The organism is Vibrio sp. 1-2 (7-a) (genome assembly GCF_013048515.1).
Classification (GTDB): Bacteria; Pseudomonadota; Gammaproteobacteria; order Enterobacterales; family Vibrionaceae; genus Vibrio; species Vibrio diabolicus.
This window is the reverse complement of record NZ_VHSQ01000001.1, coordinates 455720-477811: the sequence shown is the minus strand read 5'-3', so window position 1 is coordinate 477811 and position 22092 is coordinate 455720. Positions and strand designations below refer to the sequence as shown.

Here is a 22092-nt window from a genome sequence, read left to right as displayed (position 1 = left end):
TTATTCCTCTAGTTTTGCACTAAATAGCTGCTGACTTTGGCTGAAACAGGCCGTACGAATGTGCACCTGAATGGGATAAACAACTTCAAATCGATATCGACGGCAAGTTCTCCCATACTGCTCTATGAGCACTTGAACCAACTTGCTGTTTTGCGAGATATCGCCATCACTTAGCTCAATAGTACAAACGTCCCACTGAACTTCGCTTTGACGCTCTTTGAACTTAACGATGCCAATGCCTAACCTTTCAAAAATCCGCTTGAAGCCCGCTACGCTACCTGCGTCTTTGGCGTTCACTTCTGCGTATTTCACTCGCTTTCGAAACAGTGAAAGTGGCTCACTCTCAAACCTTTTGATATCTCTATCCCATGCCATTAATTCCAATGCTTTTTCGTTACAGGTCAACGCATCCATTTGGCGAAGCGGAAATAGCAGACTGCTCCAAACTATCTGGAAGAATGAAAAAACGCCTTTAGATAAAAAGTGAGGTTCTTTGACTTCATCCGCCGTCGTTCTTCCGTCCTGCCACCATGGGATCACAATTTCTGGTAAGCGAGGGGAATGTCGGCTTTGGTCGTAATTTCGAGACTCAAACATCCACGAGTTCCCTAACTGCGAGTGATTTCAATCGAGGCTGTTCTAGCTTGCTGATAATGTCTTTTTGGACTTTTCCGTCTACGGTAAACCTTACCGATTCAACTTCCGTCATGTTCGTATGTATCTCAGTACCAAGCAAAGATAAGCTAAAACGATGCTCAGGTTTCGCGCGTGTCATTTCTGGGTAAGCTGCTGTTTCTCGAAAAGCCGCTCTAATCCTCTCTTCCACTTCAAGAAGTTCATTCACTTTGGTGGCGCTGTCTAAGTTCTCAGCTAAGACGACATCCGCCGTGATCTCATGTTTCGTATCGGGAATGGCTTTACAGGTAAGTACATCACCGTGACCGTGATGCCCTTTAGACATTATGTGCTCATTTAGCTGTTCAAGAACGGTTAGCGGGGTTGGTCCCACTTCCATCAAAATCAATGCTTCTGCTGAACCAGGGGTTATGTCCCCTGTATTTCTAAAATAGATGTTATCACTTCGGATCCCCGCTACGCTGGCGATGATAGAGCGATACACATCATCGATGTGCCATTCACCAGAGCTAGTAAAGGCATTTTGAATACGAAGCGCTAACTCTTCATCAGTCTCTGCGTCAGCACCGAGTACAGAGAGCCAGTCAGGTTCATTCACCGCATCAACAATGCCCGGTATCGCTTCAGGAATAATGTTGAAATACCCCGCCGGCAAGTTAAACGCGGAGCCCGCTTCAAGTGCTTCGACAAGCACCTCACCCTTTAAGTGACCAGCCTCGATGATTCCAGGCTCAATAACTTGAACTTTATACATAACGCCATCTATAGGTAGCGTTTGAATAACCGCCCCTTTCTCAATCGTCACCGCATCAGCAGCATTTGCTTTAGTTAGTGTGATGTAGCCTTGTGCTCTTTGAGCTACTTTCGGCGCGATATTGTGCTCCCATGCTTTTAGGTCCAGAGCCCAACGCTCAGCGGTTGCCACGAACATATTGGGCATAACGTGCTGAGCCAATAGATGTCTAATCAGCCAAACACATGGCGTGACCACTGCAGCGCGAACCCAACGCCAAAACGGTGACATTTCGGAGTCATTCGAAACCTTACTACCAGCCCCCACGACTTCTTGTTTTAGTTTGGTTTCAAAGTCCTTTTCGGTAACTGGCACACCCGATTCACTTAGCACCTGAACAAAATCCGTACTTGGTCGTTTACTCATACTTTCACCTCAAGTTCCCCATATTCATAAGCCTTAGCGGTTAAGGTGATATCACCAGTTTCTGTTTCTCTTGCTGTCGCTGAACCCGGTACCACTCTTACATCTCTCTCAGAAAGTTGCTCAATTTGCACCATTACATCAGCGCGTAACGCTGGGTTTCTTTCAGCAACCAATTGGCGAGCCAATCCTGATTCCATGATCGCGTGCTTAATGTCCTGCGCGATGCTGTATAAATCACTGCACTCTTTAGGCTGTTGGCCTGCGTCCATATCCCAGCCACCCTCGACCACTTTGATATCGTTGTAGCGCTTGCGTTCTGTTAAGTCGTTATCCCACATTGAGCTCATCCCACTCTGCTAATTGGTCTGGTGTTATTCCGTTAGGGGCAGTGATATACACGTCGCCAAAAGAGCTAACTCGACTAGCATCACTGTGATTGGTTGTTTTCATATTGTTCACCACCTGAGGAGGCAATCGTGGCTCGTTGCTCTTCCCTTTATATTCGATAAACGGTTGAGGCGATTGAGTATCTAGATTTGGAGCTTCAACGTTGATGCTTGGCTGAGAAATAACCTGGCTTTCTGCAATTTTGAACGGCGCCATTTGCTCTGGCTTATATCCATAAACGTCTTGGTTCGTCGCTATCGCAGACTCGTAACTCATTTGAGGTTGAAGTAGTTCTAATTGCTTAACTTCTGACGCATCACCCGGAGTTAGGTTCTGTGATATAGGAGTACTGTGTTCAGCTTGGACGGCCGTTGTCATCTCTGGCGTTTCAATTTGGCTCCCCAGTTCAATATCAACACCTGGGATCATATTGAGTAAATCAACGAGCCCTTCGATAGCATGAGCAATAACATCAAACCAAGCCGTATCTTTAAACGCGGAGGTTAAGTCGTCCCACCAATAGATTGCCGCAGCAATACCACCTATAAGCAGCGCTATACCAGCGACAACCCAAGTTAACGGGTTGGCCCAAAGCGCGGCGTTAAATAGCCATGCAGCAGCAGTACTCGCCAGCGTACTAATACGCAGTAGTTTCATGATGCTATTTAAACTCGTCATGGTAACCGTCCAACCAGCAGACATCATTTGCCCGATCCCCATGGCAAGCGACAATGTTGCAATCACCCCGCCAAGAGACAGGCCTGCGATGGCGACATAGCCAAGAATTTCAGCAAGCCAAGGAAATTGGTCCGTCCAACCAACAAGCACCATTAAGCCGTCAGCCATGGTGCCTACAACCGAATTGATTGAAGGAAGAATCGCACCAAATACCGCTGCACGAACCGCAAACCATGCCGCTTCCAACCGTTCCCACTGATCTGTCATGGTGCTGGCCATTTGCTCGGCCTTCGACATTCCCTCGATTTGACCAAGTTGGTCAATACTGCCTGCGAGTCCTTCGGTATCAGCCATTAATAACTTAATCATGCTAACGGCTTCTTCTGAGCCGAATGCCTTTTTCAAATCAGCCGCTTCAGCAACACTTAAGGTGTCACCATATTTACCTTTCAATTGTTCAAGAATATCTAGCATAGGCAGCATCTGACCTTGGCTATCGGTAAACGACAAATTGAGCTTATCTTGAGCGTTGGCCACACCCGCTAAGAATGCTTTGTATTTGGTACCCGCTTCGCTGCCACTCATGGTTGATTGAAGAGTGCCTAAAATCGCCATCTGCTCTTCGATAGCAACGCCTGCACTGGTCGCATTCGCTCCGATGCTAGTAAAAGCACTACTCATGCCTGCGCCTGTAGTCTTAAACATTTCAACAGACTGCGCAGTCATGCCGGCAATCTGTTTGGACCAAATACCAACCCCAATTTCATCAGCTTGATTTTTGAAAACACCATACATGGTGCCCATATAATCCGTAATGGTTGCAGTATCAGCCTTAGTCGCAGCAGCTAAAACGGCAGAGCTTTTGGTGATGTCAGAAAGGCTGTCTCCATCAATATCACCAAATGCTGACTTGATATCATATGAGGCGCCGACAATATCTGTGGCGGACTTCCCGTACTGTACCGATGTCCAAAGTGCGGTCTTTGAAAGCTTCGTGAGATCCTCATCCAGAACCCCTAACGACTTCACTTCGCCTAGCTTTCTATCCATTTCAATCGCTGGCATCAGCGCATTTTGAATAGCAAAGCCCGTGGCGACTAAACCCGCACCACCTGCCGCCATGTTTTGCATGCCTTGCTTACCAGCGTCCATCGAAGCTTGTACTTCTTTAGTAATCCCCTGCAGCGGCTTGGTGACTTGATCAACCAACGCTATGTGCATTAACAATTTTTCCATGCTCATCGCGTAATACTCACTCGCTCTTTATGCCTGTTAATGACTAAACAGTCGGCTGATAGCACTCATTACCGCTCTTTCTTCGCGTTCGAACTGATGTTTGTCCAGCCAGATAGCGCGACTTAAACTTCTTTCGTCGTCTGGTTCACTCGGCAAAAAATGACGACGAAGGGCAAAGGCTTGTTCCAAAGGATTATCTTCAATCCGCTTTGCCCTATCTGTTATTTTTTTAGTGTGATTTCGATACCACCTTTAGAAGCGTTACTTACCGTGGCATAAAGCTCGATAGTTAAGCCGGGAACGCTATCAAGTAACTCAGTGAGCTCATCTTTTTGCTCTGGGTTCACAGTACGCGTTAAGTACGTATAGGCAGGCGCGACTTTGTTGTTAGGCATCATGTCATTGGTATAGTTATTTGCATCCTGTACCGTTGGCGTAAATACGAAGTCAGTGCCACCGATAGCGACTACGACAGGTTTTGATGTAAAGGTAGGTTTAGTCATTTTTACTTCTCTTCTTGTTTTCGTGCTTAGCACGCCATTGCAAATAATCTTCAATCTGGTTATCACACTCAGTCAGTGCGTTTTTCAGCTTGGGAATGTCGTCGGTAACCACTTCTGGCCATGTCCCTTGAACTTGTGGTTTTGAACAGGGCACCAACATTCCAGCAGGTGGCAATTTCATGAACACCTGCGTTGCGACGGTTTCAGTAGGGTTCGCGCAGGCGGTCAGTAACAGTGGCAGGGATATGGCACTGAACGTTTGCCAGCTCTGTTTTAAGTGCTGCCAGGTCTGCATTGAGTTTTTCCTCTGCTGCTATGTGTTGCCGTTGCCGCTGAACTAACATGTTGTTAGCTTGCTCACTTTCACCCTTCAAAAATTCAATGGTGGTTAAGTTGATTTGGTTGTCTGCTTCTGCCTTGGTGAGCTTTTCACTTAATGTGGTTTTCTCTGCTTTGACGGTATGAAGCTGCAGCTTCAGCACCGCGATGGTCGTCACCAACACCGCAAGACCAATCCACTTAATCCATTTCCATGCAGCGATCACGTTCTAATCCTCTTCGAGTGACGAGTCCTTTAAGTACAACGCCCTGACTCTTTACCCACTCCGTAATGTGACCGCAGGCTTTGGGATAATTGCCATGTTTGATTGCTGCGTAAATCCGAGTGTCAGAGCCGTCCTTATTTTTGCGAAACTTGGTACACCCGAAGTTGAAAACAAAGCTGGTAAATGCGTCAAATTGACCCGTGCTCATTTGCGCTCCTGAAATCCTTTCTGCATTGGTCACACATCGTTCGGCCGATTGAATATTTTTCACCCAGTCGATCGCGACTTGCTCCAATGTGATTGGCGTATCTGGCACACCATGAGTATTCCCAATTCCATTAGTAGGAATACCTCCCGGACAAACGTAAGGGTTCTGCCGGCATCCCTCTGCATCACCAATCAACTTCAGTCCTTTAGGGGTGATGCGCAGCGTTCCTAAGTCTCGTTCCGATACCACAACTTGCCCAATGGGCTGCGTCAATTCAGGTCCATAAACAGCCGTACCACCTGTTACCAAGCCGATCACAGCGACGACAGAACAAATGATGCGCTTAGTCAGTTTCACTCAGTGCTACTCCTTTTTCGCTAGCAATACGTTGCATTGCTCGCTTGTGCCAATAGTTCAATCCCAGTGCTGCAAGGCCAATCACTAGTGATAAAATGAAATACCACTGCTCAAATGTCAGCTTGCTGAAAGTCATTCCTGCCAATGACACAAGGTAAGCAACTCCACTGGTTAATTTGTCGAACCAATCTTTCATATCGTTACTCCAACTTAGCCTGGCAAGGTGCGCAAAACTGGCATCCCGCTATAGCTATCTGACGCCCTTCAGGGATAGGGTCACCACATTCAAGGCATTCTTTTGCACTCTCTTGTTCGCTTGTCTGCATAGACTGTTTAAGCTGGTTTGCGATTGCCATTTCAGTAAACTTGGTTTCGTTACTACTAGCATGGTCGATAAAGTCAGGCATTCGTTCTCTCTCTGATAGGCTTAAAGCAAACCGCGGGTATCATCATTACTTAGGTATGAGATGCCATTAATGCGAACAAAGTGAGGGCTCGTCACAAAGCCTTTAAGCTTGCGCTTGGTTTTATCACTGCTGTTTGGATCAACACTAAGTAAATCTGAGATTTGAAGCTTCACACCAAACAGCTCTACTTTGTCTTCATCATCGCCAGTATTTGCATAGAACATACAGTCGTGTGGCTTAATACCGCGCCAACTGCCAGCTTCGCGAGCTTTTTGTTGAAGCTTACGGAAGTTGTTCAAGTCCAGCTCATACTCAACATCACAACTCACAGCTCCATGAGTAAATCCAGTGGGAATGCCGCGCTCTTTATCAACAGCAGACTCATCATTGATGGTTGCTGTAGCCGACTCCACATGAACCAAAATCCCCAGCATGTTTATGTCGAAGCTTCGCCCTGTATAACGAGAATTCATTGTTTACTCCCCTAGTCGTTGATTGAGCATGATGCCGATGGTGATTTTCACTGGGCACTCGTAAGGTGTAACTGCGAGTAGAATTTCAACTTCTTCACTATTAACCCATGTAATGGTGATGTCATCGTCTTGAGGTGGTTTGATTTCACCAGGGAACTCGTAATCACCAATTTTTTTCACTACCGCCATTTCACGGAGGTCTTGAGTAAAATACAGCTTTGCGCTGGCTTCACTGCCTGGTGTGGAATTGAATTCTCGATCAGCAATTCGTGCAATTGCTCGTACCCGCACTTTACGTGCTGCTTTCATGGCGACACGAATGTGACGAATATCTTGATAATCACCACCAGGGACATCTAGCGTACGTCCAGTTGTCCAATATTGTCCCGGATAGTCTGGATACCACATCGGCACAGCGATTCGAGCAGCTTCTAGTGCTTTAAGTGTTGCTAGCTCTAATGGCTTTCCATCCTTATCTTTTGCTAATTTCATACTGCCCAGAATGCTGCCTGTTTTTACTCGTGCCGGTGAATCAGCAATAGATACTTCTTGATTGGCCAACCGACCTGCATAAATGCCAACTGTAGAGTTTCCTTCGTGTACTTGTGGCACTACGGTGATGTATTCACTTGCAATGCTCTTTGGCACATTCATCGTTTGCGCTAACCACTCGGCCCATGTTTCACCGTCCTCGGAATCATTAATTCCTGGTAAGGAACAGATCATGAAAACTTCTCGGCCAAGCTTGGCTTTAAGTTCATGGCGAAATGCGACTGCATCTTCAAGAGTGGACGCTCCAGTATTTGGCTTATCCAACACAACAGCTTCAAAGCTTGATGTCTCATTGGCTTTAAAAACCGCAGCCTGCCAACTATCTGATGGGTTTAAAACGATCACACCGGCAGTCCAGTTCTGTTTCCCATTTAACTGAGCAGCTTTTAGCGTGAGCATGTGTATAGGGTCGATGTTATCGAATGTGCTGTCTGAAAAATCCGTGGTGTTATCCACCATAATTAGGTTGCGCTCTGTTCCTGCAACTGTGCCGTACACAACAAACAGAAAGTGAAATTCAACGCCCGGGATCGGTCCGCGCATCATGTTCAGAATGTTAATAATGACGGTAGGCCATGCCATGTTTAGTTGCTCCTATTTCGATTCATTTCTCGCTTGATAATCATTGCTGCCCGTTTCGGACTAATGCCTATCAATCGGCGTTCTGGGCGATCTACTTCCCACTTACGTGATGGCGTTTTATTTTCCAGATCACTAATCAGTTTTGCGGCTTCAGCGACGGTCATATTCTGAGTAATGAATTTGAGCGTTGGCTTTTTGCCTCTCTTCTGCCTGCCTTGGGGCGGAAGTCTGTAACCTAAGTCGCGTAACTCTTTCGCTTGCTCTCTCGTTGCCGGGTCGGTTTTCTTTGGTTCTTTCGCTTTCTTGGCTTGCTTGAATCGCTGCTGTAATCCGCTTTCCTCTGCTTCACCTGTATGGTGAGCTAGTGCAACGGTTCCTCGTCTTGATGGCCAACCAACAACCAAAACCCGGTTATTGTCTTTTTGAAAATGCTTTAGCTTCTTAGTGAAACCTCTAAGCATTTTTCGCCTGCCGTTTTTGCGCTTTGACCACGCTTTACCGTCTGGGTCACGCTGTGCTCGAATGTTTTTTTTGGTCGTTTTGGTGATGTATTTACCAAGCTCTTTCAGCACTCGGGCTCTGGCTTTTTTCTCAAGCTTTAGCAGCTCGAATTGCTCTTTAACTCGCAAATAACTGCGCTTATCGGCCCGTATCTCATACATTGCGGAGAACTACATTTGATAGCCTTTCCGCCTGCCAAATCTCGTACTCTTCAATCTTCCAGCGTTGACCATTCCAATAGATTGGCCCGTCTGGGTCTGCAGCCACTTTGACGGGTTCTTCAAACATGACTGAGACCAACACTTCGGCGTTTTTCTCATCTTCCAGTACTACGTCTACGTCTGGGTCGTCTAAGTCTTCGATGCGGAAACGGTCAGAATCGTTGTCCATCAACCACGCTCCAACATTGGCGAACAGCACCGCTGGGTCGTATTCTTTGAAAGGGAATTTGTCGAAGTAGAAGTCAGCAACATAACGCTGATACAGCAGGTCAAAACCATGGCCCATGTACTTGGTTTCTAGTTTCAACTCAACCTTGCCCATTTCACATTCCATGCGCTTGGCTATCTTGTCGCCCACAACGCTGATTAAAAATGCGTTTAGATCACGCAGCTTGTAACCTGCTTGGTATTGCGTTCTCATAGCAAATCCACCGATGAACGGTTCAGCCCTTTCATATTTCGAATAATGCGCTGGCTTTCTGAAAGTAATTCAGTGCGCACCTCTACGCTTCTGTCTGCGATGTGATCGCCCTTGTCCTTGGTATGAACAGTTGCAATGTCCGGCAGCAAATCAGCTTTGGCTCTCGCAAATACTGCTGATTCGTATTGATATACAACACGGTTTTTATCATTCATTTTCGGAAAAGCAGGAACATCGCCAGCAGTTGCATACCCCTCTTCCTGATACTTAGCTTTTAAGTCTTCGAGTTGCTGATTAACTTCCGAAACAGCATGAACTAGAGCGATAGCAATACGTTCTGAGTCTTGAGCAGCAGGAATACCGCGACGCTTTTCAAAATCACCGGCATTGATGTTCGGCCAAAAACCGTCATTAGTGATTTCTGTCGCTTGATAATCCGAACCGGAAGATCCCGTAAACATCGTTATTCCTCTTTTAATAAGTGAGCCTCTAGCCACTGGGTCGACGGTATTGAGTTAGCCTATTGGCACTCTTACCTCACCAGCCGAGGCTCGGCGGCGTAGGAGCTGTTACAAGTTTTTGTTGTCTTTAATCGCTCGAATACGTTGTTCTACCTGACCAATTTTGGTTTTCACCCCAATTTTGGCGTACTTCTCATGAGCACACTGCAGTAGCAACAAGGCCTTTTCCAAGGTATCTAAACAACCGATAGACGTCGGTTGCGGTTGTCCTTCTTCATTTCGAAGTAAGTGCAACCCAGAAAATCGATACCACTTGGCATGCACTTCTTCGTGTAGTCGCCATTCGCTCTCAACCTTTTCAAAAACCGCGCTGAAATAAGGCTCGATAGAATGTCCTCTGCCAGACTCTTTTTCCGCCCAAGCTAAAACTTCATCGGCGCACACGGTTGGCCAGTCACGTCGGAAGTTATCTGGTGTAGGTAAATCAAGCGCTATGGCTTTCAAGCACCAATCAATCGCGGTTTCCATGTCGTTGACATCGAACAACCAGATAACCATATTGGTGAAAATTGGGTTCTCGAATACTTCGCCTTTTGCTAGGTAAGCTTCCACGTACGGTTTGTACTTGGGCACCAAAACATCACGCTTATGTTTCACCTTGTCTTCGATAGCATTGAGCTGTTTTAGATACTTGCGGTCTTCTTCAAAATCGATCAGCTTGATGTGCAGGCTTTCGGTATTTGCACTAGCACTCAACTTCGATGCAGAATGACTGACTTGATTTTCTAGAAGCTGACGACGCTGCCTTGCTAAAGGACTAGCCATTAATCACCCCTGCAACGGCTGATTCGACGACTGAAACAGATTCGATAGCAGCGAACTTTTTAAGATTTCCCACAGCGTAACCTTCCATACGGATATGGTTTTGCTTGAAACGAAGCTCATCTTCATCGTTTTTCTGCTTACGCCACTGAGTGCCTTCTTGCGTCAGAATCTGTAGGTTCTTGGTATTGGTAACCCAAAGTTGATCAGCCGGGAAAAATGGTGGTGTGTAAGCCTTTTTGCCAGCAATTGTCTTGGCTAGGCTTTGTGCCGCTTTATGCTCTGTTGGACTATCGGCAGCCTCAAGTAAGCGGTGCTGCTCAGCCGCGACTAGATTCGACCCAACTAAAACAACGAGATCTGGGTCTTGACGATGTTCGGGAGCAATCGTCGTGTTGATTAGATCTTGCGTAAGTGAATCAAGATTCTTGTATGAATCAGTCGCAGTGCCTGTTGGGTCAAGCTTTGCTGATGCGAGTACCTGGCTAGATCTCTTCTCTTTAACAATCGTGAGCCAGCCTTTATTTACATCCTGGCCTAATGGATTTTTAATCGGGTCCGTATTAGTTGCGATAGACGTACCGTTAAAACCGACACGCAACATATCCAATGCAAAACGACGAGAAATCGCGCTTTTCATCATGCTCAACCAGTGACCTTTAGAGCCAGAGTTTGCCCATTGCGTCATAGTTTCCCAAAGGATGTGTGCTCCTGAATCTGTCTTTGTAAGCTCGTAGGTATTACCACTTTGGCCCACTTCCACGCTAAAACGTCCCGAACCAGAGCGACCAGTCGAAAGGCCATCATCACCAACATCAACAACCTGACCTTTGATTTGCTGAACTGGCAGCAATGAAACCATGCCTAGGAAAGCATCCGATTCCATAATTGCTTGACGTAGCTTAGTTTCCATTGGGGGCGTCAAGTTAAACGACTGTGTACCTTGCGGAGCATTTGCGGCGGATAACGTCGCTGTACAAAACTCTTGTAAATAACTGGTAGATAGTGCGTTCAGCATTAAAACATCTCCTTAGATGAGAAAGATTCACTAGCACCTGATGGATCAGGTTCCTGGTCAGGGACTTCTTGTGATAGTTCAGCAAACTTAGTTTCTAGTCCGTTCACTTTCTCAAACAACGGATTTAGCTTTTCTTCCAGCGCAGCGGAAAACTGCTCGACCGTCGCATCTTTGGTTGCTACTTCTGGTGTTTCTGGTTGATCGGGTGTGTTTTGCAAATTGAACTCTTCTTTTAGTTCTTGCTTAAACTCACCTTTGAAAGCAGAAAACTGCTCTTTTAGTGCGACTTTTAATTGTTCTTCGGTCACGTTGGTGCCCTCTGCAGTTGATAGCGTTTCTGGCTCTTCATCGTCAGAAGAGAAAAATTCATTGAATGCCGCAAAAAAGCGGTCTTTGCGAGTAAAGCAATCTGAAAAGTCCACCTCTTCTAAATGGCTTGCTTTGATCTCGGTGGTTTCCCCATGAACACGAGAGAATTGAAGGAGCGATGTTCCTGTGGAGGCTGGGGAGTCAGTCGCAGCTAGGCCCATTAGATAGCAACGCCCTTCCCCCTTGTAGTCGGGATTTGGCTCAATAGATGTGAATAGTTTTTGTTTTTTACGGTTGGCTTCAAGCAGATAGTCATTCGGCTCTAGCTTGGCGAACAGACGTAATTTCCCGCCTTGTTCCTCCGCTTTTACTTCAACCACTCGGCCCCAGTTTTCACCGTAACCGTAAAATCGACGATGCTCAGGCCAAATTAGTGCGGTGTACTCATCCATCGAATAACTAGCGGCCATTTGCTCAATCCAATCACGGGTTATTTTACGCCCGTCGACGGTCGGTCCTTCTGTCGCGATGATTTTCCACTCACTAATCTTTGGCATTTTTGTACTCAAACTTGTCAATCACATACGGTTCGAGCAAACAATACGCCTTTGAATGTGTCGTTTCAGCTACTTCAATTCCTTGTAATTCGGATATATTTACTATCCGAATTCATCCGAACTTTGTTTAGTCATCTGCAAGTTTTCGGCGCGTATGATGCGCTTATGGCATATTCTCCCGAAATACGACAAGCCGCCCGAGCACTCTATTTGAAAGCTTGGACGCCACGTGAAATCGCTACCGAACTGAACCTGAATAATGAGCGCATCATTTATTACTGGGCAGACAAATTCGGTTGGCGCGATATGTTGCGTGAACAAACCATTGATGAAGCGATAGCAAATCGAATTCAAACACTGCTTGAACTTGTTGACCCCAGTAAAAACCAACTAGACATGCTCGATCGGCTTATCAAGCATCACGCTGCATTAAAGAAACAAAGGGCACAAGAAAAGCAGCAAGGTGAGCAACCTTTAAATACAGGGAATAAAAAGCATGACGGTACAAATAGCCGTAACAGCCAGAAATCTAGCAGTAATTCAAAATCGACCAAGAAACGTAAAAGTAAAAAGAATGACATCAGCGAACTGAGTGAAGAGGACTTTGTCACATGGCATGACTCCCTGTTTGCCTATCAGCATGTAATGCGCAACAACATAAAACAGCGTATTCGAAACATTCTTAAGTCCCGCCAGATTGGCGCAACTTACTACTTCAGTGGTGAAGCGTTAGAAGATGCGATTCTGACCGGCGATAACCAAATCTTTTTGTCAGCATCACGAGCTCAAGCGGAAGTTTTCCGCAGCTACATCATTGCTATTGCAAAAGAGTTCTTAGACATAGAGCTGACTGGAAACCCGATCATTCTCTCCAATGGTGCTGAACTTCGCTTTTTATCTACCAATAGCAAAACCGCGCAGAGTTACCACGGCCATGTTTATGTTGATGAGTATTTCTGGATACCGAAGTTTGACGAACTAAACAAACTCGCTTCGGCAATGGCTACCCATAAAAAATGGCGTAAAACCTACTTTTCAACACCATCATCGAAAATGCACCAGGCATATCCGTTTTGGACGGGGGACCAATGGCGAAAAGGCAGAGACTCACGCGCCAAAATTGAGTTTCCAACGTTCGATGAATATCGCGATGGTGGTGTACTTTGCCCTGATAAGCAGTGGCGATATGTCGTCACGATTGAAGACGCTGCAGCAGGCGGCTGTGAACTATTTGATATTGAAGAACTAAAGGACGAATACAGTAAAGACGATTTCGATAACCTGTTTATGTGTATCTTCGTCGACGGCTCTTTGTCTGTATTCAAATTCTCTGACCTCGAAAAAGGCATGGTTGACTCTGCCCACTGGCAGGACTTCAAGCCGAAAACAAAATCACCGTTTGCCGGGCGTGAAGTATGGTTGGGTTATGACCCTAGCCGAACGCGAGACAATGCTTGTTTGGTAGTAATAGCTCCACCGGCAGTTGCAGGTGAAAAGTTTCGTGTCTTAGAGAAGCACTACTGGAAAGGGCTTAACTTCCAGTACCACGTGAGTGAAATTGAAAAGGTATTTCAACGCTACAAAGTCACTTACATAGGCGTTGATACTACAGGCATTGGCGGCGGTGTTTGGGACTTAATTAAGAAAAAGTACCCTCGTGAAGCCCACGCCATACATTACAGCAACGAAAACAAGAATCGCCTAGTAATGAAGATGATCGATATCGTAGAAGCAAAACGACTGCAGTTTGATGCAGAACACAAAGACATTGCTATGGCATTCATGGCGATTAAACGAGTACCGACCAATAGCGGTAACGCTATGACCTTTAAAGCAGAGCGAAGTGAAACAACAGGTCACGCCGATGCGTTTTGGGCCATTTCACACGCCATTATCAATGAGCCGCTAGACCACAACACACCAACGAAATCAACCTGGGCGACTGCAGCATGATCAATCAAAAAGACAAACTAGTACAACAGGAGCAACATGCGGAATCTGTTTATCACATTGATTCAACGCCTGAGGCAATTGACTCAACCAGTTGGATGACTTCATATTCTGAACTTTTCTATAACGACACTGATGGTTACTGGGAACCTCCAATCTCACGCCAGGGCTTAGCAGAAACTTCACGTGCAAACGCCTATCACGGGTCTTTACTTAAAGCTCGAGCAAATTATGTTGCTGCCCGTTTTATTTCAGGTGGCGGTTCAAGACGTCGGCAGATTCAATCTTTTTGTAATAACTACTTCACGTTTGGTGATGCCGCATTTTTAAAAATCCGCGACCACTTCAAACGTGTTGTGCGCTTGTTTCCTCTACCGACCATGTATCTACGTAGACGTAAAAATGGGGACTTCATTTTGCTAGAGCGAGACAACAAGCAACGAGTATACAAAGAGAATGACATCATTTTTTTGCCTCAAGAAGATCTGCAGCAGCAAGTTTATGGACTACCTGACTATCTAGGTAGTTTACAAAGTAGCTTACTAAACCGTGATGCAACGTTATTTCGTCGTCGCTATTACAAGAACGGTGCACACATGGGATTCATTTTTTACGCCACGGATCCAAACCTTAGTGATGACGACGAACAAATGCTGAAGGAAAAAATCGCGAGCTCCAAAGGGGTGGGTAACTTTAGAAGTATGTTTGTTAATATTCCAGGCGGTGCAGAAAAAGGGATTCAGCTAATCCCGGTGGGCGATATAGCGACAAAAGATGAATTTGAGCGAATCAAAAACATCACTGCGCAAGACATTCTCGTAGGGCATCGCTTCCCTATAGGAAAAGCAGGAATCATTCCCCAGGGAACGACTAATCTGGGTGACCCCGTCAAAATTGGCAGTGAGTATGCCAAAGACGAAATCATCCCCGTATGCGAACTAATTATGGATGAAGTTAACAACGATCCCGAGATAAAAAATATCAAAAATCTACATTTAAAATTTGATACTACGTTTGGAGAAAGTCCATAAACCTGTACAAAAACACAGCCCTTTGACGTATCATTATTTGGTCAGTCAATAAGTTAGGTGCTTGTATGAGAGTATTGTGTCCGGAGTGTGGTTGTAAAAGCCGAATTCAAAAATCCAATCGACTATCCAATAGTCATGCCGATTTATATTGCAGTTGTAGTGACCCAGAATGCGGGCATAGTTTTGTGATGAACTTGTCTTATAGTCACACTTTGAGCCCATCGGCAAAAACAACTAGTCAAATGGCTTTTGATTTATGTAAGGCGTTGCCGCCAGAGGCACGACAACAGCTCAAACATCAACTCTCGATACTATAGTGAATCTTGTATAAACGCCGTGCTATCTACTTCAGAAGCCATCTCGACAATGCTCAAGATGGCTTTTTGTTTTTCGGAGTCCAACTGCCCTTTTGTATCAGCCAGTATTAAGCCAGCAATATATGCACCTGCCGCTCTAGTCCTCTCTGTTGCCTCACTATTAGCCACACCATCAATGACGATTTCTAAAGCAGACAACAAGATATCGTTTTGATTTTTATTCGACATATCAACACCCTTACCAATCATCAGTGAAATATACTGTATATCCATACAGTTTTCCACAGTGGTTTTTAGATACAATTCACTCATTAAAAAACTTTGTATCAATAGGCATATGCAAAGCTCTAATCAAAACCAGCAAAAATCATCATCGACCAGCGTCAAAATAGCTCTATTAGCACGCTCAATAGCTGACTAAAAAAATTGGCTTAAATTTAGCATATGAAATGCTGCAGTATAGATTTCTGATTCTTAAATATCTTTTTCAGTCATAAGAATTACAGCACTCGTACTGACGTCAGTACTCATGTTCAAACAAAATTTTAAGCATATTCGTGATAAAAATGCGGCATGAATCACAAATGCAATGAAACCAACATACAACAACAACAAAACAATGATAACTGGATCACTACTGCACAAAAAATAACCACAAAAATAAAACTACTAATGGATTAATCTCCAACTCAATACGAACCTGTTTGCATACCCAAATTGTTGGGGTGCAGTTTTGAAGTATTAGTTCTCCAGCTAACGGGTAGTCTTGGTATTCACCTAACAATAGGAAATATAGAAATGTCTAATCTATTAGAAAGAACTAATGCTTGGCTAGAGCACATCAATAGTGCGGAGAACATTTTGTTGCCGCAAACTATCTTTATGAGGCCCGGAGCTTTGGCTATGCTAGAAAGCGATAGCCTGATAGAAAACCCTGCCAATTCAGAGGCTGTTGGTGACTACAGAGCCCAAGCGGAAAAAGCATCAACACCAGGTACTGCTCCACAGAGCGTGTTTGACGGTATGCAGACAGCCGTTAACATGTGCCGAACGAAGGCTCAATACAATCCTTTAGATCCCGAAGGTAAAGGTAACAGAGCACGCTTCATAGAGTTTACTCAGAATATAAGTTCAATGCCTTTTGTGACTTTGGAATGGGCCACAACAACACAGATCAAACAAAAGAGTCGCAATGCAGATGTCTTAATAAACTCCTTTGTTGATGGTTTTTGGGGTATTACACAAGGAGATAAAGAGCAGATAGTCAAGTCTGTGCGAAATCTAGCATCAGCAGCATTATCTTATGCTGATCAGACAGAGAGGCTATCTAACTTTGCTCAAAATCTTTTACAAGTTGACTCTTCGGGCAATGTAGAGTTCTGCCTATATAGCAGTACTTTCCAAATTTCAGTTTCAGAACATAAAGGCATAATTACTTTTCATTCTGAATACGAACTGTCGCAAGCGATGTATTCTTTGTCACCATCCAACTGGGACTCGGTTAAAGAGCTTTTTGCCAAAGAGTATAAAGTCACCGTTGAGGACTGGATTAAAAATATGACAACCCCAGTGAAAGAAGGCAGCACTATAAGAGCACTCTGTCTAGAAGATAGATAATCCTAGTCTTACTATGTATTACTGATAAGAAGCCCACATCACGTGGGCTTCTTAAAGCTAAAGCCCCAACCACTTTTATAAGGGAATTTGTGTAAATGAAAACTTTATTAAGTGTATTAATAAGTGTACTAACTGTGGTTGGCTGCAGTTCACCAGAAGCCATAACTCAGCAACCTAGTGATATCGTCATTAAGTCAACTTTTAACAGTACAGCTACTTGGAACAAAGGGCAGAAGTTTTTAAACGTAATTGGATCAACTAAGGACCCCAAAGTGGATAATAAGTCTTGGATAGCCCTATACCGAGACAAGTGTGGCATAGACCCCGGGCACAGAAGTGCTACGGGTGCAATGTGTCCTCAAAATGCTCTTGGAGGACACATCGTCAAGTTTGGGCAATCACAACACCCAACAAAGAACTCTTTGGTTTATATAATTCCGATCTGCACAAGCGAAAACAACAAACCAAATGATGAAATGACGGTTGCTACTGATAATACATGCGTAGTTGTACTAAATTATTGGATGAAGTAGAGACTAAAGCCCTCCCAAAAGAGCGCTCTAAAATGGCCTCACTCTCATTTTCGTAATTCTACTTATATTGTGTAACTGCTATTAACTGAATGGATCTGTCAGATTAGATGAGAATACAACGCCACCTAGCTCATTTTGTTCGCACAAACTCTTAAAATGTTCAGTACAATACAGAAAGCTCGCTCCTAGCATCTTTGATTTAAAAACAACCTTTTCTGCAACGTCGCTTTCATTAAATACTAAAACCTCTACACCTGCTAAGCTGCCATATTCAATTTTTTGGATGCACTTATCTTCATCTTCTTGCCCAAACTCCAATGGTGTATACAGGTACCATTCCTCTCCTTTATAGCGAATCGATAAGAACTCGCCTACTTTGCTCAATGGCTCTTTTAAAGATGCATAAGCTTTAGGGGAAAGCACTAAGAAAACCCGTAACCATAAACTGATATCAGGAAGTAATGAGTCTTTCTTGAGAACATCTTCAAACTCAATATCTACTTCACCCCATATACTTTTTAAAGAAAAGTTTTCTAATGGCTGCACAACGATTTTTTCTATTAAATCTATGTCACCTAACTGCCTAGCTACAGAACTAGGCGTAGTGCTCACGATTTTATATTCATTGTGACAGTCGGAAATTTTATAAACCGTCATTAACCTCTCCAGTCCTCATTTTTACTTTCAAGTATGGTCTTAGGGTATGTTCCTTTTTTCAAATGGTTTTTTACTTGAAGGAGAGAGGCTTCAAAAAGCTGCTTATTAAGAGGTGTTAATGAAAATTTTGACGCGATCCAAGATTCATAGTTATAAGTATGTATTGAACGATGCGCTGGAGAGTCAGGGCTTTCCCAGTTTAGGTCTACGTTTTTAGCGTAATTCATCAACCAAACACCATTTTGGGGAGCATTAATACCTATCCTGTGCATATGCATATTGATTCTAGCTGTTTCTATATCAGCCTGACGATGTCGCCCTTTACCAGGTATGATATGGTGAGCTTCATGGCTTAAGGTAGGTTGAGGCTCTCCTGCAGCTGTTAGATTATTCGCAAGCTTTTTAGTCGGGTGGTGCTTCTCTGACAATAGTTCCGACGGTTTCTTATTTAAGTTCTTATCTGTGTAGCTCTTAAGCTTCTCTTCAAGGTCTCTAACTTGCGCATGGGCTATAAGCTCTCTTCTTTTAAGCTTCAAGAAGTCATAATCTCTCTGTTCATGAAAAAACCTTTTTGTTTTTTGCTCTTTAGTTTCTCCTGCTGGCGGAGACTTACGATACTTATCGTAAAAGTCCGTCACTAATTGGTCAAAACGATCAAAAGCTAACTCTGCTGCTGTTGGGTTACTAGGACGATTAGATTTTTTCCCAACACGACTCAAACTATTCTTCATGGCTGCCAACCTAGTCATTGTTTTAAAATGTGATTGGATATCACTTAGAGTAGAAGCGAGCGAATTATCAACACGTTATTCTAGAACTCGGTCATATAAAATATTTCAGCATTGCATTCATTTGCATATTTTAGGAACTGTACTACAAGTTCACATTGACCCGATGACACACTGGAAAAAGCCGCCCTTCGAGATAGTCTGCCGTAATGCTATACCAATAAGAAAGCTCACTTTCATCAACTTCCATGTGTGGTATAGATTCATGTAATAGTGATTGCCAATAGGACTGATTCTCCTTAAATCGCTGATATTCAGATTGATAGAAGTGGCTCGCGTCTTGTTTTATATCACTCAGGTCCAAATCCCTGCAATTCAATGACCACCCTCTTGCACCAGCAGCCCAAACCATAAACTTGTCTACTTTATCCTTAGCCAGTTCTCCCTCAAACGTAATGCAGAAGCGATTGCTCGTATTCACGTGTACTCCCCTGCTATGCAAATTCTGACTCAGCTTTTCGGCCTGCTTTTCCAAACGGATGATTCTCTGATAAAGCTTGTTCTGATACTCCTCAGATTTCTGCTGCTTTTTGGCGATCGCTTTGGCCTTGATGGTTTGCTCTTTGGCATTTCGTAGCTTGCGGATTTGCCGCTTAATTGGCTTTTTCCATTGCTCAAGTTTGTAGCCCAACTCCTTAATTATTGCGGTCATATTGCCAGCTTCAAACGAAGCAAGAGTTTCCCAGGCAGGAGCTCTTGAGCACTTCGCGATATTGTATCGATTTCCCTTGATTAGCCCTTGGTCAGCATTTTCACCTTTAGCGGCATAACCGACTGCTTTGATAATGTAAGAACCGGCGGCTTTGGGCTTTTTGATTCGCTCTAATTTAGCAAACCCGTGCCCCCATATTTTTTCAAGTCGCTTAGCCCAAGGACTAAAGAGATGCTCTGGTACTGTCCAACGTAGCAAAATATGAACGTGTGGATTAGGCTCTCCATCTTCATTGGCTGGACACTCGGCTACCCATATGTAATGGAAATCAGCAGGCAAGTTAGTCGGGCCAACATCGCTAGGCTGAACATGTTTAGCAACTTTCTCCTGAGATAAGTCGCAGTACTTTCGTCCACTATCTTTATCAACTTGGATGGTATGGTCCGCAACCCAGCCGCGTTGATACATTTTCTTTGCGCCATCAAGAAAACGAGAGACTTCTTTACCTATTGTTGTCTCTAAAGTTTTTTCCATCGAGAACTCTTGCTTGGGCTTTTGTTTAAGATCGCAATATGGGCCGACTATGACACTGCCCTGGTTCATAGCTTTAACACGCTTACTATCTAAGGTTGGAAACAGCCAGTATTCTCCACCAATATCCGTGATTGGTTGGTCAACTTTCTTTTCACCACGCTTAGGATGTACTGTCACCATGTTGCGCTTATAGTTTATTGGATGATGTGACCCCATACTGACACACTCACTTCCATCCAACATTCCACCGAATATGGCCATTCGTTGTGCCTTGGTGAAAGTCAGCGTGAGAAAAGTAGAGAAACCACCATGGCAAGCTGCAGTGTAAGCCCCTGCCTCAAAGATTTTAGAAACAGAACGGGACGTCAGCTTTTCCGAGAACCTCTCACCACTGTTTTCCGAAGGCGCAGCACTAGATGGCGTTTCGGTTACCGCCTGAAACTTATAAGTTTCATTCCAAGACCGGTGCATTAGCTGCATTGAAATAGGAATCTTTTTAGGTTCGCCTTGTCCTCGTTTTCCATTCTGATTGAGAATGGCTGGTTTGGAGCGCTCGTTCGTTTCATACAAAGCATCATGGCTAAAGTTGGCGTCGGCATTGCTGATGATATTTTTAGGGCGTAGAGACTTGCTCAGACTCATCAATTGCTTAATTTGCTTGTCTTTTCTGTGGCGAAATTTCTCTGTCGGACTTTTGCGCCCCTTGACTAGCCTATACTCTTCGGCGATTCTCGCCGCCGCTTCGCGGTCGTGTTCCGAGAGGTAATTGACAGATTTATAGAAGTCAGTTCGCTCTTGAAGATCTCGCTCACGCTTAGACTTTCGATTGGGAACGCGGTCATATATCGCTATTTTTTTGACCATTCCGCTATCCAGAAGCGCTTGTTCTTGGTCTGAGTAAATTTTGGAACCTAAAAAACCAGCATTATAGCTGGCGTCATTATTTTTGATTCGGTCCAGGGGCATCACTGCCCCACCGATATAGAGAAGGTCAGACTGGTTCATACTCTATCCCTAATTTTTCTTTCGAAAACTTAACGAATAGTCTCTGTGTATCAGGAGACTTCAGAAAACCTTCGACCTCTTCGAGTCGAATAGTCATAGTTATGCCCCATCCTTCCGGCCCAGCAAAATATGCAATAGCACACTTTTCATATGTCTTTGTTCGTCCTTCCAAAATTTGAATGACATCATCACCGACACTAACTGAAGTGATCCTTTTATTTTTCATACCGCCTCCAGTTCTTGGGTCGTTACCAACATAAAGCCGCCTTTCCCATTGCCTTTGCTCAAAACGCCTTTGGTTAAATGAGTGCAACTGAGGGATACACACGCTTGTTCGATCGCTTGGTCTAGCGAGTCGAAGTCGCCAACCATTACATTGGCAACTTCTTGAGTGTCTTCATGACGGATAACACCGCCAGCTGGACAAAGCATTATTGCGGCGTATTGCATGACTCGAACTCCTGTTCTTCTAAGTAGCGACTCGCCTCATCAATGAAAGAGCGCCCGCCTTCCACCGTTAACTCTGCATCGATAGTCGTGTATCCAGCAGAACGAGTGATCTCATAGCCAGCTTCAATGCAGTCACAACACTCTTCCAATCGATCTTTCAACATTTCAATTAACTGGTTGGCCTCGCTCGAACTAATACTCATGCTGCATCCTCCGATTCCATTTGGTCGCGGCGAACAGCAATAAGTTCAATCAGGTAATCTTCAATATTTAGTAGTTCTTCTAGCGCACGCTCTTTATCAATCAATACAACGTTGTGAGCGTGATTCGTTGTGTTCTCATCAAACACAATCACGTTGAGAAGACTCATTTTTGATGAGTACTCGATACGAATACTGATGACATCTGAGCTATCCAACGCCAAAGCGAACAGACTATTAATAGTTGTTTGGATCGCGAGTTTGTTTGCGACTTCATTTAGATTCATCTTTTATGCTCCTACGCTAAGACGAAAAAAAGCCCCCT

At 44.4% G+C, this 22092-nt stretch carries 30 protein-coding genes; 4 read left to right on the top strand and 26 right to left on the bottom strand.

The genetic code is table 11. The annotated features are described in order from the left end of the window. The 18 genes from FKN08_RS02205 to FKN08_RS02120 form a co-directional block, all read right to left on the bottom strand. A complete protein-coding gene (locus tag FKN08_RS02205) occupies nucleotides 1-597 on the bottom strand; it encodes a phage tail protein (RefSeq protein WP_170891217.1) in 597 nt (198 codons plus the stop codon). Then, entirely contained in the window at nucleotides 590-1795 is a 1206-nt protein-coding gene (locus tag FKN08_RS02200; protein WP_170891215.1) for a baseplate J/gp47 family protein, read from the bottom strand. The genes FKN08_RS02205 and FKN08_RS02200 overlap by 8 nt, the downstream gene beginning before the upstream one ends. Continuing rightward, nucleotides 1792-2133 (bottom strand): DUF2590 family protein, encoded by a 342-nt coding sequence (locus FKN08_RS02195; protein ID WP_170891680.1) that lies wholly within the window; start codon nucleotides 2131-2133, stop codon nucleotides 1792-1794. Before FKN08_RS02195 ends, FKN08_RS02200 begins: the two co-directional genes overlap by 4 nt. Then, nucleotides 2123-4102: a phage tail tape measure protein gene (locus tag FKN08_RS02190; protein ID WP_170891213.1), complete on the bottom strand. Its 1980-nt coding sequence runs from the start codon at nucleotides 4100-4102 to the stop codon at nucleotides 2123-2125. The genes FKN08_RS02195 and FKN08_RS02190 overlap by 11 nt, the downstream gene beginning before the upstream one ends. 215 nt (nucleotides 4103-4317) lie before the next feature. Next, on the bottom strand, nucleotides 4318-4599 hold the full coding sequence (locus FKN08_RS02185) for a putative phage tail assembly chaperone (RefSeq protein ID WP_017821180.1): 282 nt from the start codon (nucleotides 4597-4599) through the stop codon (nucleotides 4318-4320). Continuing rightward, the gene (locus tag FKN08_RS02180) at nucleotides 4592-4780 is read right to left on the bottom strand and encodes a hypothetical protein (RefSeq protein ID WP_017635439.1); all 189 of its coding nucleotides are present in this window, start codon (nucleotides 4778-4780) and stop codon (nucleotides 4592-4594) included. The genes FKN08_RS02185 and FKN08_RS02180 overlap by 8 nt, the downstream gene beginning before the upstream one ends. A 22-nt stretch (nucleotides 4781-4802) precedes the next feature. After that, nucleotides 4803-5144, bottom strand: coding sequence for a hypothetical protein (locus FKN08_RS02175; RefSeq protein WP_052764199.1), 342 nt, complete (start codon nucleotides 5142-5144; stop codon nucleotides 4803-4805). Beyond that, nucleotides 5119-5709: a lysozyme gene (locus tag FKN08_RS02170; RefSeq protein ID WP_017635441.1), complete on the bottom strand. Its 591-nt coding sequence runs from the start codon at nucleotides 5707-5709 to the stop codon at nucleotides 5119-5121. The genes FKN08_RS02175 and FKN08_RS02170 overlap by 26 nt, the downstream gene beginning before the upstream one ends. Beyond that, nucleotides 5696-5905 carry an HP1 family phage holin gene (locus FKN08_RS02165; protein ID WP_017635442.1) on the bottom strand — a complete coding sequence of 70 codons (210 nt, stop codon included), beginning with the start codon at nucleotides 5903-5905 and terminating at the stop codon, nucleotides 5696-5698. Before FKN08_RS02165 ends, FKN08_RS02170 begins: the two co-directional genes overlap by 14 nt. Before the next feature lie 4 nt (nucleotides 5906-5909). Then, the gene (locus tag FKN08_RS02160) at nucleotides 5910-6116 is read right to left on the bottom strand and encodes a TraR/DksA C4-type zinc finger protein (RefSeq protein WP_017635443.1); all 207 of its coding nucleotides are present in this window, start codon (nucleotides 6114-6116) and stop codon (nucleotides 5910-5912) included. 20 nt (nucleotides 6117-6136) lie between these two features. Continuing rightward, nucleotides 6137-6589, bottom strand: a complete 453-nt coding sequence (locus FKN08_RS02155; protein WP_017821175.1) for a phage protein — start codon at nucleotides 6587-6589, stop codon at nucleotides 6137-6139. A gap of 3 nt (nucleotides 6590-6592) precedes the next feature. After that, nucleotides 6593-7723 carry a DUF2586 domain-containing protein gene (locus FKN08_RS02150; protein ID WP_170891211.1) on the bottom strand — a complete coding sequence of 377 codons (1131 nt, stop codon included), beginning with the start codon at nucleotides 7721-7723 and terminating at the stop codon, nucleotides 6593-6595. Between the two features lie 2 nt (nucleotides 7724-7725). Further along, complete coding sequence (locus FKN08_RS02145) at nucleotides 7726-8385, bottom strand: phage virion morphogenesis protein (protein ID WP_042522476.1); 660 nt, start codon at nucleotides 8383-8385, stop codon at nucleotides 7726-7728. Continuing rightward, complete coding sequence (locus FKN08_RS02140) at nucleotides 8378-8866, bottom strand: phage tail protein (protein ID WP_170891209.1); 489 nt, start codon at nucleotides 8864-8866, stop codon at nucleotides 8378-8380. Before FKN08_RS02140 ends, FKN08_RS02145 begins: the two co-directional genes overlap by 8 nt. Then, on the bottom strand, nucleotides 8863-9327 hold the full coding sequence (locus FKN08_RS02135) for a head completion/stabilization protein (protein WP_104971984.1): 465 nt from the start codon (nucleotides 9325-9327) through the stop codon (nucleotides 8863-8865). The genes FKN08_RS02140 and FKN08_RS02135 overlap by 4 nt, the downstream gene beginning before the upstream one ends. Before the next feature lie 108 nt (nucleotides 9328-9435). Next, nucleotides 9436-10152: a phage terminase small subunit gene (gene gpM, locus FKN08_RS02130; protein ID WP_104971985.1), complete on the bottom strand. Its 717-nt coding sequence runs from the start codon at nucleotides 10150-10152 to the stop codon at nucleotides 9436-9438. Then, a complete protein-coding gene (locus FKN08_RS02125) occupies nucleotides 10145-11167 on the bottom strand; it encodes a phage major capsid protein, P2 family (protein WP_104971986.1) in 1023 nt (340 codons plus the stop codon). Before FKN08_RS02125 ends, gpM begins: the two co-directional genes overlap by 8 nt. Continuing rightward, nucleotides 11167-12033, bottom strand: coding sequence for a GPO family capsid scaffolding protein (locus FKN08_RS02120; protein ID WP_053808826.1), 867 nt, complete (start codon nucleotides 12031-12033; stop codon nucleotides 11167-11169). Before FKN08_RS02120 ends, FKN08_RS02125 begins: the two co-directional genes overlap by 1 nt. 165 nt (nucleotides 12034-12198) lie before the next feature. On the opposite strand from FKN08_RS02120, the gene FKN08_RS02115 reads away from it, so the two are divergent. From FKN08_RS02115 to FKN08_RS02105, 3 genes are all read left to right on the top strand, one after another. Further along, nucleotides 12199-13986, top strand: a complete 1788-nt coding sequence (locus FKN08_RS02115) for a terminase family protein (RefSeq protein WP_104971987.1) — start codon at nucleotides 12199-12201, stop codon at nucleotides 13984-13986. Further along, nucleotides 13983-15014 (top strand): phage portal protein, encoded by a 1032-nt coding sequence (locus FKN08_RS02110; RefSeq protein WP_170891207.1) that lies wholly within the window; start codon nucleotides 13983-13985, stop codon nucleotides 15012-15014. The genes FKN08_RS02115 and FKN08_RS02110 overlap by 4 nt, the downstream gene beginning before the upstream one ends. 65 nt (nucleotides 15015-15079) lie before the next feature. Next, complete coding sequence (locus FKN08_RS02105; protein WP_080773762.1) at nucleotides 15080-15331, top strand: ogr/Delta-like zinc finger family protein; 252 nt, start codon at nucleotides 15080-15082, stop codon at nucleotides 15329-15331. Here FKN08_RS02105 and FKN08_RS02100 read toward each other — a convergent pair. Continuing rightward, nucleotides 15326-15604, bottom strand: coding sequence for a hypothetical protein (locus tag FKN08_RS02100; RefSeq protein WP_017821166.1), 279 nt, complete (start codon nucleotides 15602-15604; stop codon nucleotides 15326-15328). The two genes, FKN08_RS02105 and FKN08_RS02100, sit on opposite strands and share 6 nt — an antisense overlap. A 525-nt stretch (nucleotides 15605-16129) precedes the next feature. Between FKN08_RS02100 and FKN08_RS02095 the strand changes: the two genes are divergently transcribed. Next, nucleotides 16130-16948, top strand: coding sequence for a hypothetical protein (locus FKN08_RS02095; RefSeq protein WP_047010086.1), 819 nt, complete (start codon nucleotides 16130-16132; stop codon nucleotides 16946-16948). Nucleotides 16949-17562: 614 nt separating this feature from the next. On the opposite strand, the gene FKN08_RS02090 is transcribed toward FKN08_RS02095, so the two are convergent. From FKN08_RS02090 to FKN08_RS02060, 7 genes are all read right to left on the bottom strand, one after another. After that, a complete protein-coding gene (locus FKN08_RS02090; protein ID WP_053808821.1) occupies nucleotides 17563-18138 on the bottom strand; it encodes a hypothetical protein in 576 nt (191 codons plus the stop codon). Further along, nucleotides 18138-18869, bottom strand: a complete 732-nt coding sequence (locus FKN08_RS02085; protein ID WP_047010089.1) for an AHH domain-containing protein — start codon at nucleotides 18867-18869, stop codon at nucleotides 18138-18140. The genes FKN08_RS02090 and FKN08_RS02085 overlap by 1 nt, the downstream gene beginning before the upstream one ends. A 142-nt stretch (nucleotides 18870-19011) precedes the next feature. After that, nucleotides 19012-21117: a hypothetical protein gene (locus tag FKN08_RS02080; protein ID WP_170891205.1), complete on the bottom strand. Its 2106-nt coding sequence runs from the start codon at nucleotides 21115-21117 to the stop codon at nucleotides 19012-19014. Next, complete coding sequence (locus tag FKN08_RS02075) at nucleotides 21104-21343, bottom strand: hypothetical protein (protein ID WP_054576242.1); 240 nt, start codon at nucleotides 21341-21343, stop codon at nucleotides 21104-21106. The genes FKN08_RS02080 and FKN08_RS02075 overlap by 14 nt, the downstream gene beginning before the upstream one ends. Continuing rightward, entirely contained in the window at nucleotides 21340-21567 is a 228-nt protein-coding gene (locus FKN08_RS02070; protein WP_104974954.1) for a hypothetical protein, read from the bottom strand. Before FKN08_RS02070 ends, FKN08_RS02075 begins: the two co-directional genes overlap by 4 nt. After that, complete coding sequence (locus tag FKN08_RS02065; protein ID WP_170891203.1) at nucleotides 21549-21770, bottom strand: hypothetical protein; 222 nt, start codon at nucleotides 21768-21770, stop codon at nucleotides 21549-21551. The genes FKN08_RS02070 and FKN08_RS02065 overlap by 19 nt, the downstream gene beginning before the upstream one ends. After that, on the bottom strand, nucleotides 21767-22054 hold the full coding sequence (locus FKN08_RS02060) for a hypothetical protein (protein ID WP_170891201.1): 288 nt from the start codon (nucleotides 22052-22054) through the stop codon (nucleotides 21767-21769). Before FKN08_RS02060 ends, FKN08_RS02065 begins: the two co-directional genes overlap by 4 nt. Nucleotides 22055-22092 lie beyond the last annotated feature (38 nt).

Excerpts from the sequence above, each read along its gene's own strand:
- FKN08_RS02065 (WP_170891203.1), bottom strand. The coding sequence starts at position 21,770 with ATGAGTATTAGTTCGAGCGAGGCCAACCAGTTAATTGAAATGTTGAAA.
- FKN08_RS02165 (WP_017635442.1), bottom strand. The coding sequence starts at position 5,905 with ATGAAAGATTGGTTCGACAAATTAACCAGTGGAGTTGCTTACCTTGTG.
- FKN08_RS02205 (WP_170891217.1), bottom strand. The coding sequence starts at position 597 with ATGTTTGAGTCTCGAAATTACGACCAAAGCCGACATTCCCCTCGCTTA.
- FKN08_RS02095 (WP_047010086.1), top strand. The coding sequence starts at position 16,130 with ATGTCTAATCTATTAGAAAGAACTAATGCTTGGCTAGAGCACATCAAT.
- FKN08_RS02185 (WP_017821180.1), bottom strand. The coding sequence starts at position 4,599 with ATGACTAAACCTACCTTTACATCAAAACCTGTCGTAGTCGCTATCGGT.
- FKN08_RS02200 (WP_170891215.1), bottom strand. The coding sequence starts at position 1,795 with ATGAGTAAACGACCAAGTACGGATTTTGTTCAGGTGCTAAGTGAATCG.
- FKN08_RS02195 (WP_170891680.1), bottom strand. The coding sequence starts at position 2,133 with ATGTGGGATAACGACTTAACAGAACGCAAGCGCTACAACGATATCAAA.
- FKN08_RS02120 (WP_053808826.1), bottom strand. The coding sequence starts at position 12,033 with ATGCCAAAGATTAGTGAGTGGAAAATCATCGCGACAGAAGGACCGACC.
- FKN08_RS02070 (WP_104974954.1), bottom strand. The coding sequence starts at position 21,567 with ATGCAATACGCCGCAATAATGCTTTGTCCAGCTGGCGGTGTTATCCGT.
- FKN08_RS02180 (WP_017635439.1), bottom strand. The coding sequence starts at position 4,780 with ATGAAATTGCCACCTGCTGGAATGTTGGTGCCCTGTTCAAAACCACAA.
- FKN08_RS02160 (WP_017635443.1), bottom strand. The coding sequence starts at position 6,116 with ATGCCTGACTTTATCGACCATGCTAGTAGTAACGAAACCAAGTTTACT.
- FKN08_RS02155 (WP_017821175.1), bottom strand. The coding sequence starts at position 6,589 with ATGAATTCTCGTTATACAGGGCGAAGCTTCGACATAAACATGCTGGGG.
- FKN08_RS02100 (WP_017821166.1), bottom strand. The coding sequence starts at position 15,604 with ATGGATATACAGTATATTTCACTGATGATTGGTAAGGGTGTTGATATG.
- FKN08_RS02150 (WP_170891211.1), bottom strand. The coding sequence starts at position 7,723 with ATGGCATGGCCTACCGTCATTATTAACATTCTGAACATGATGCGCGGA.
- FKN08_RS02190 (WP_170891213.1), bottom strand. The coding sequence starts at position 4,102 with ATGAGCATGGAAAAATTGTTAATGCACATAGCGTTGGTTGATCAAGTC.
- FKN08_RS02110 (WP_170891207.1), top strand. The coding sequence starts at position 13,983 with ATGATCAATCAAAAAGACAAACTAGTACAACAGGAGCAACATGCGGAA.
- FKN08_RS02125 (WP_104971986.1), bottom strand. The coding sequence starts at position 11,167 with ATGCTGAACGCACTATCTACCAGTTATTTACAAGAGTTTTGTACAGCG.
- FKN08_RS02085 (WP_047010089.1), bottom strand. The coding sequence starts at position 18,869 with ATGAAGAATAGTTTGAGTCGTGTTGGGAAAAAATCTAATCGTCCTAGT.
- gpM (WP_104971985.1), bottom strand. The coding sequence starts at position 10,152 with ATGGCTAGTCCTTTAGCAAGGCAGCGTCGTCAGCTTCTAGAAAATCAA.
- FKN08_RS02060 (WP_170891201.1), bottom strand. The coding sequence starts at position 22,054 with ATGAATCTAAATGAAGTCGCAAACAAACTCGCGATCCAAACAACTATT.
- FKN08_RS02075 (WP_054576242.1), bottom strand. The coding sequence starts at position 21,343 with ATGAAAAATAAAAGGATCACTTCAGTTAGTGTCGGTGATGATGTCATT.
- FKN08_RS02135 (WP_104971984.1), bottom strand. The coding sequence starts at position 9,327 with ATGTTTACGGGATCTTCCGGTTCGGATTATCAAGCGACAGAAATCACT.
- FKN08_RS02140 (WP_170891209.1), bottom strand. The coding sequence starts at position 8,866 with ATGAGAACGCAATACCAAGCAGGTTACAAGCTGCGTGATCTAAACGCA.
- FKN08_RS02105 (WP_080773762.1), top strand. The coding sequence starts at position 15,080 with ATGAGAGTATTGTGTCCGGAGTGTGGTTGTAAAAGCCGAATTCAAAAA.
- FKN08_RS02080 (WP_170891205.1), bottom strand. The coding sequence starts at position 21,117 with ATGAACCAGTCTGACCTTCTCTATATCGGTGGGGCAGTGATGCCCCTG.
- FKN08_RS02145 (WP_042522476.1), bottom strand. The coding sequence starts at position 8,385 with ATGTATGAGATACGGGCCGATAAGCGCAGTTATTTGCGAGTTAAAGAG.
- FKN08_RS02115 (WP_104971987.1), top strand. The coding sequence starts at position 12,199 with ATGGCATATTCTCCCGAAATACGACAAGCCGCCCGAGCACTCTATTTG.
- FKN08_RS02090 (WP_053808821.1), bottom strand. The coding sequence starts at position 18,138 with ATGACGGTTTATAAAATTTCCGACTGTCACAATGAATATAAAATCGTG.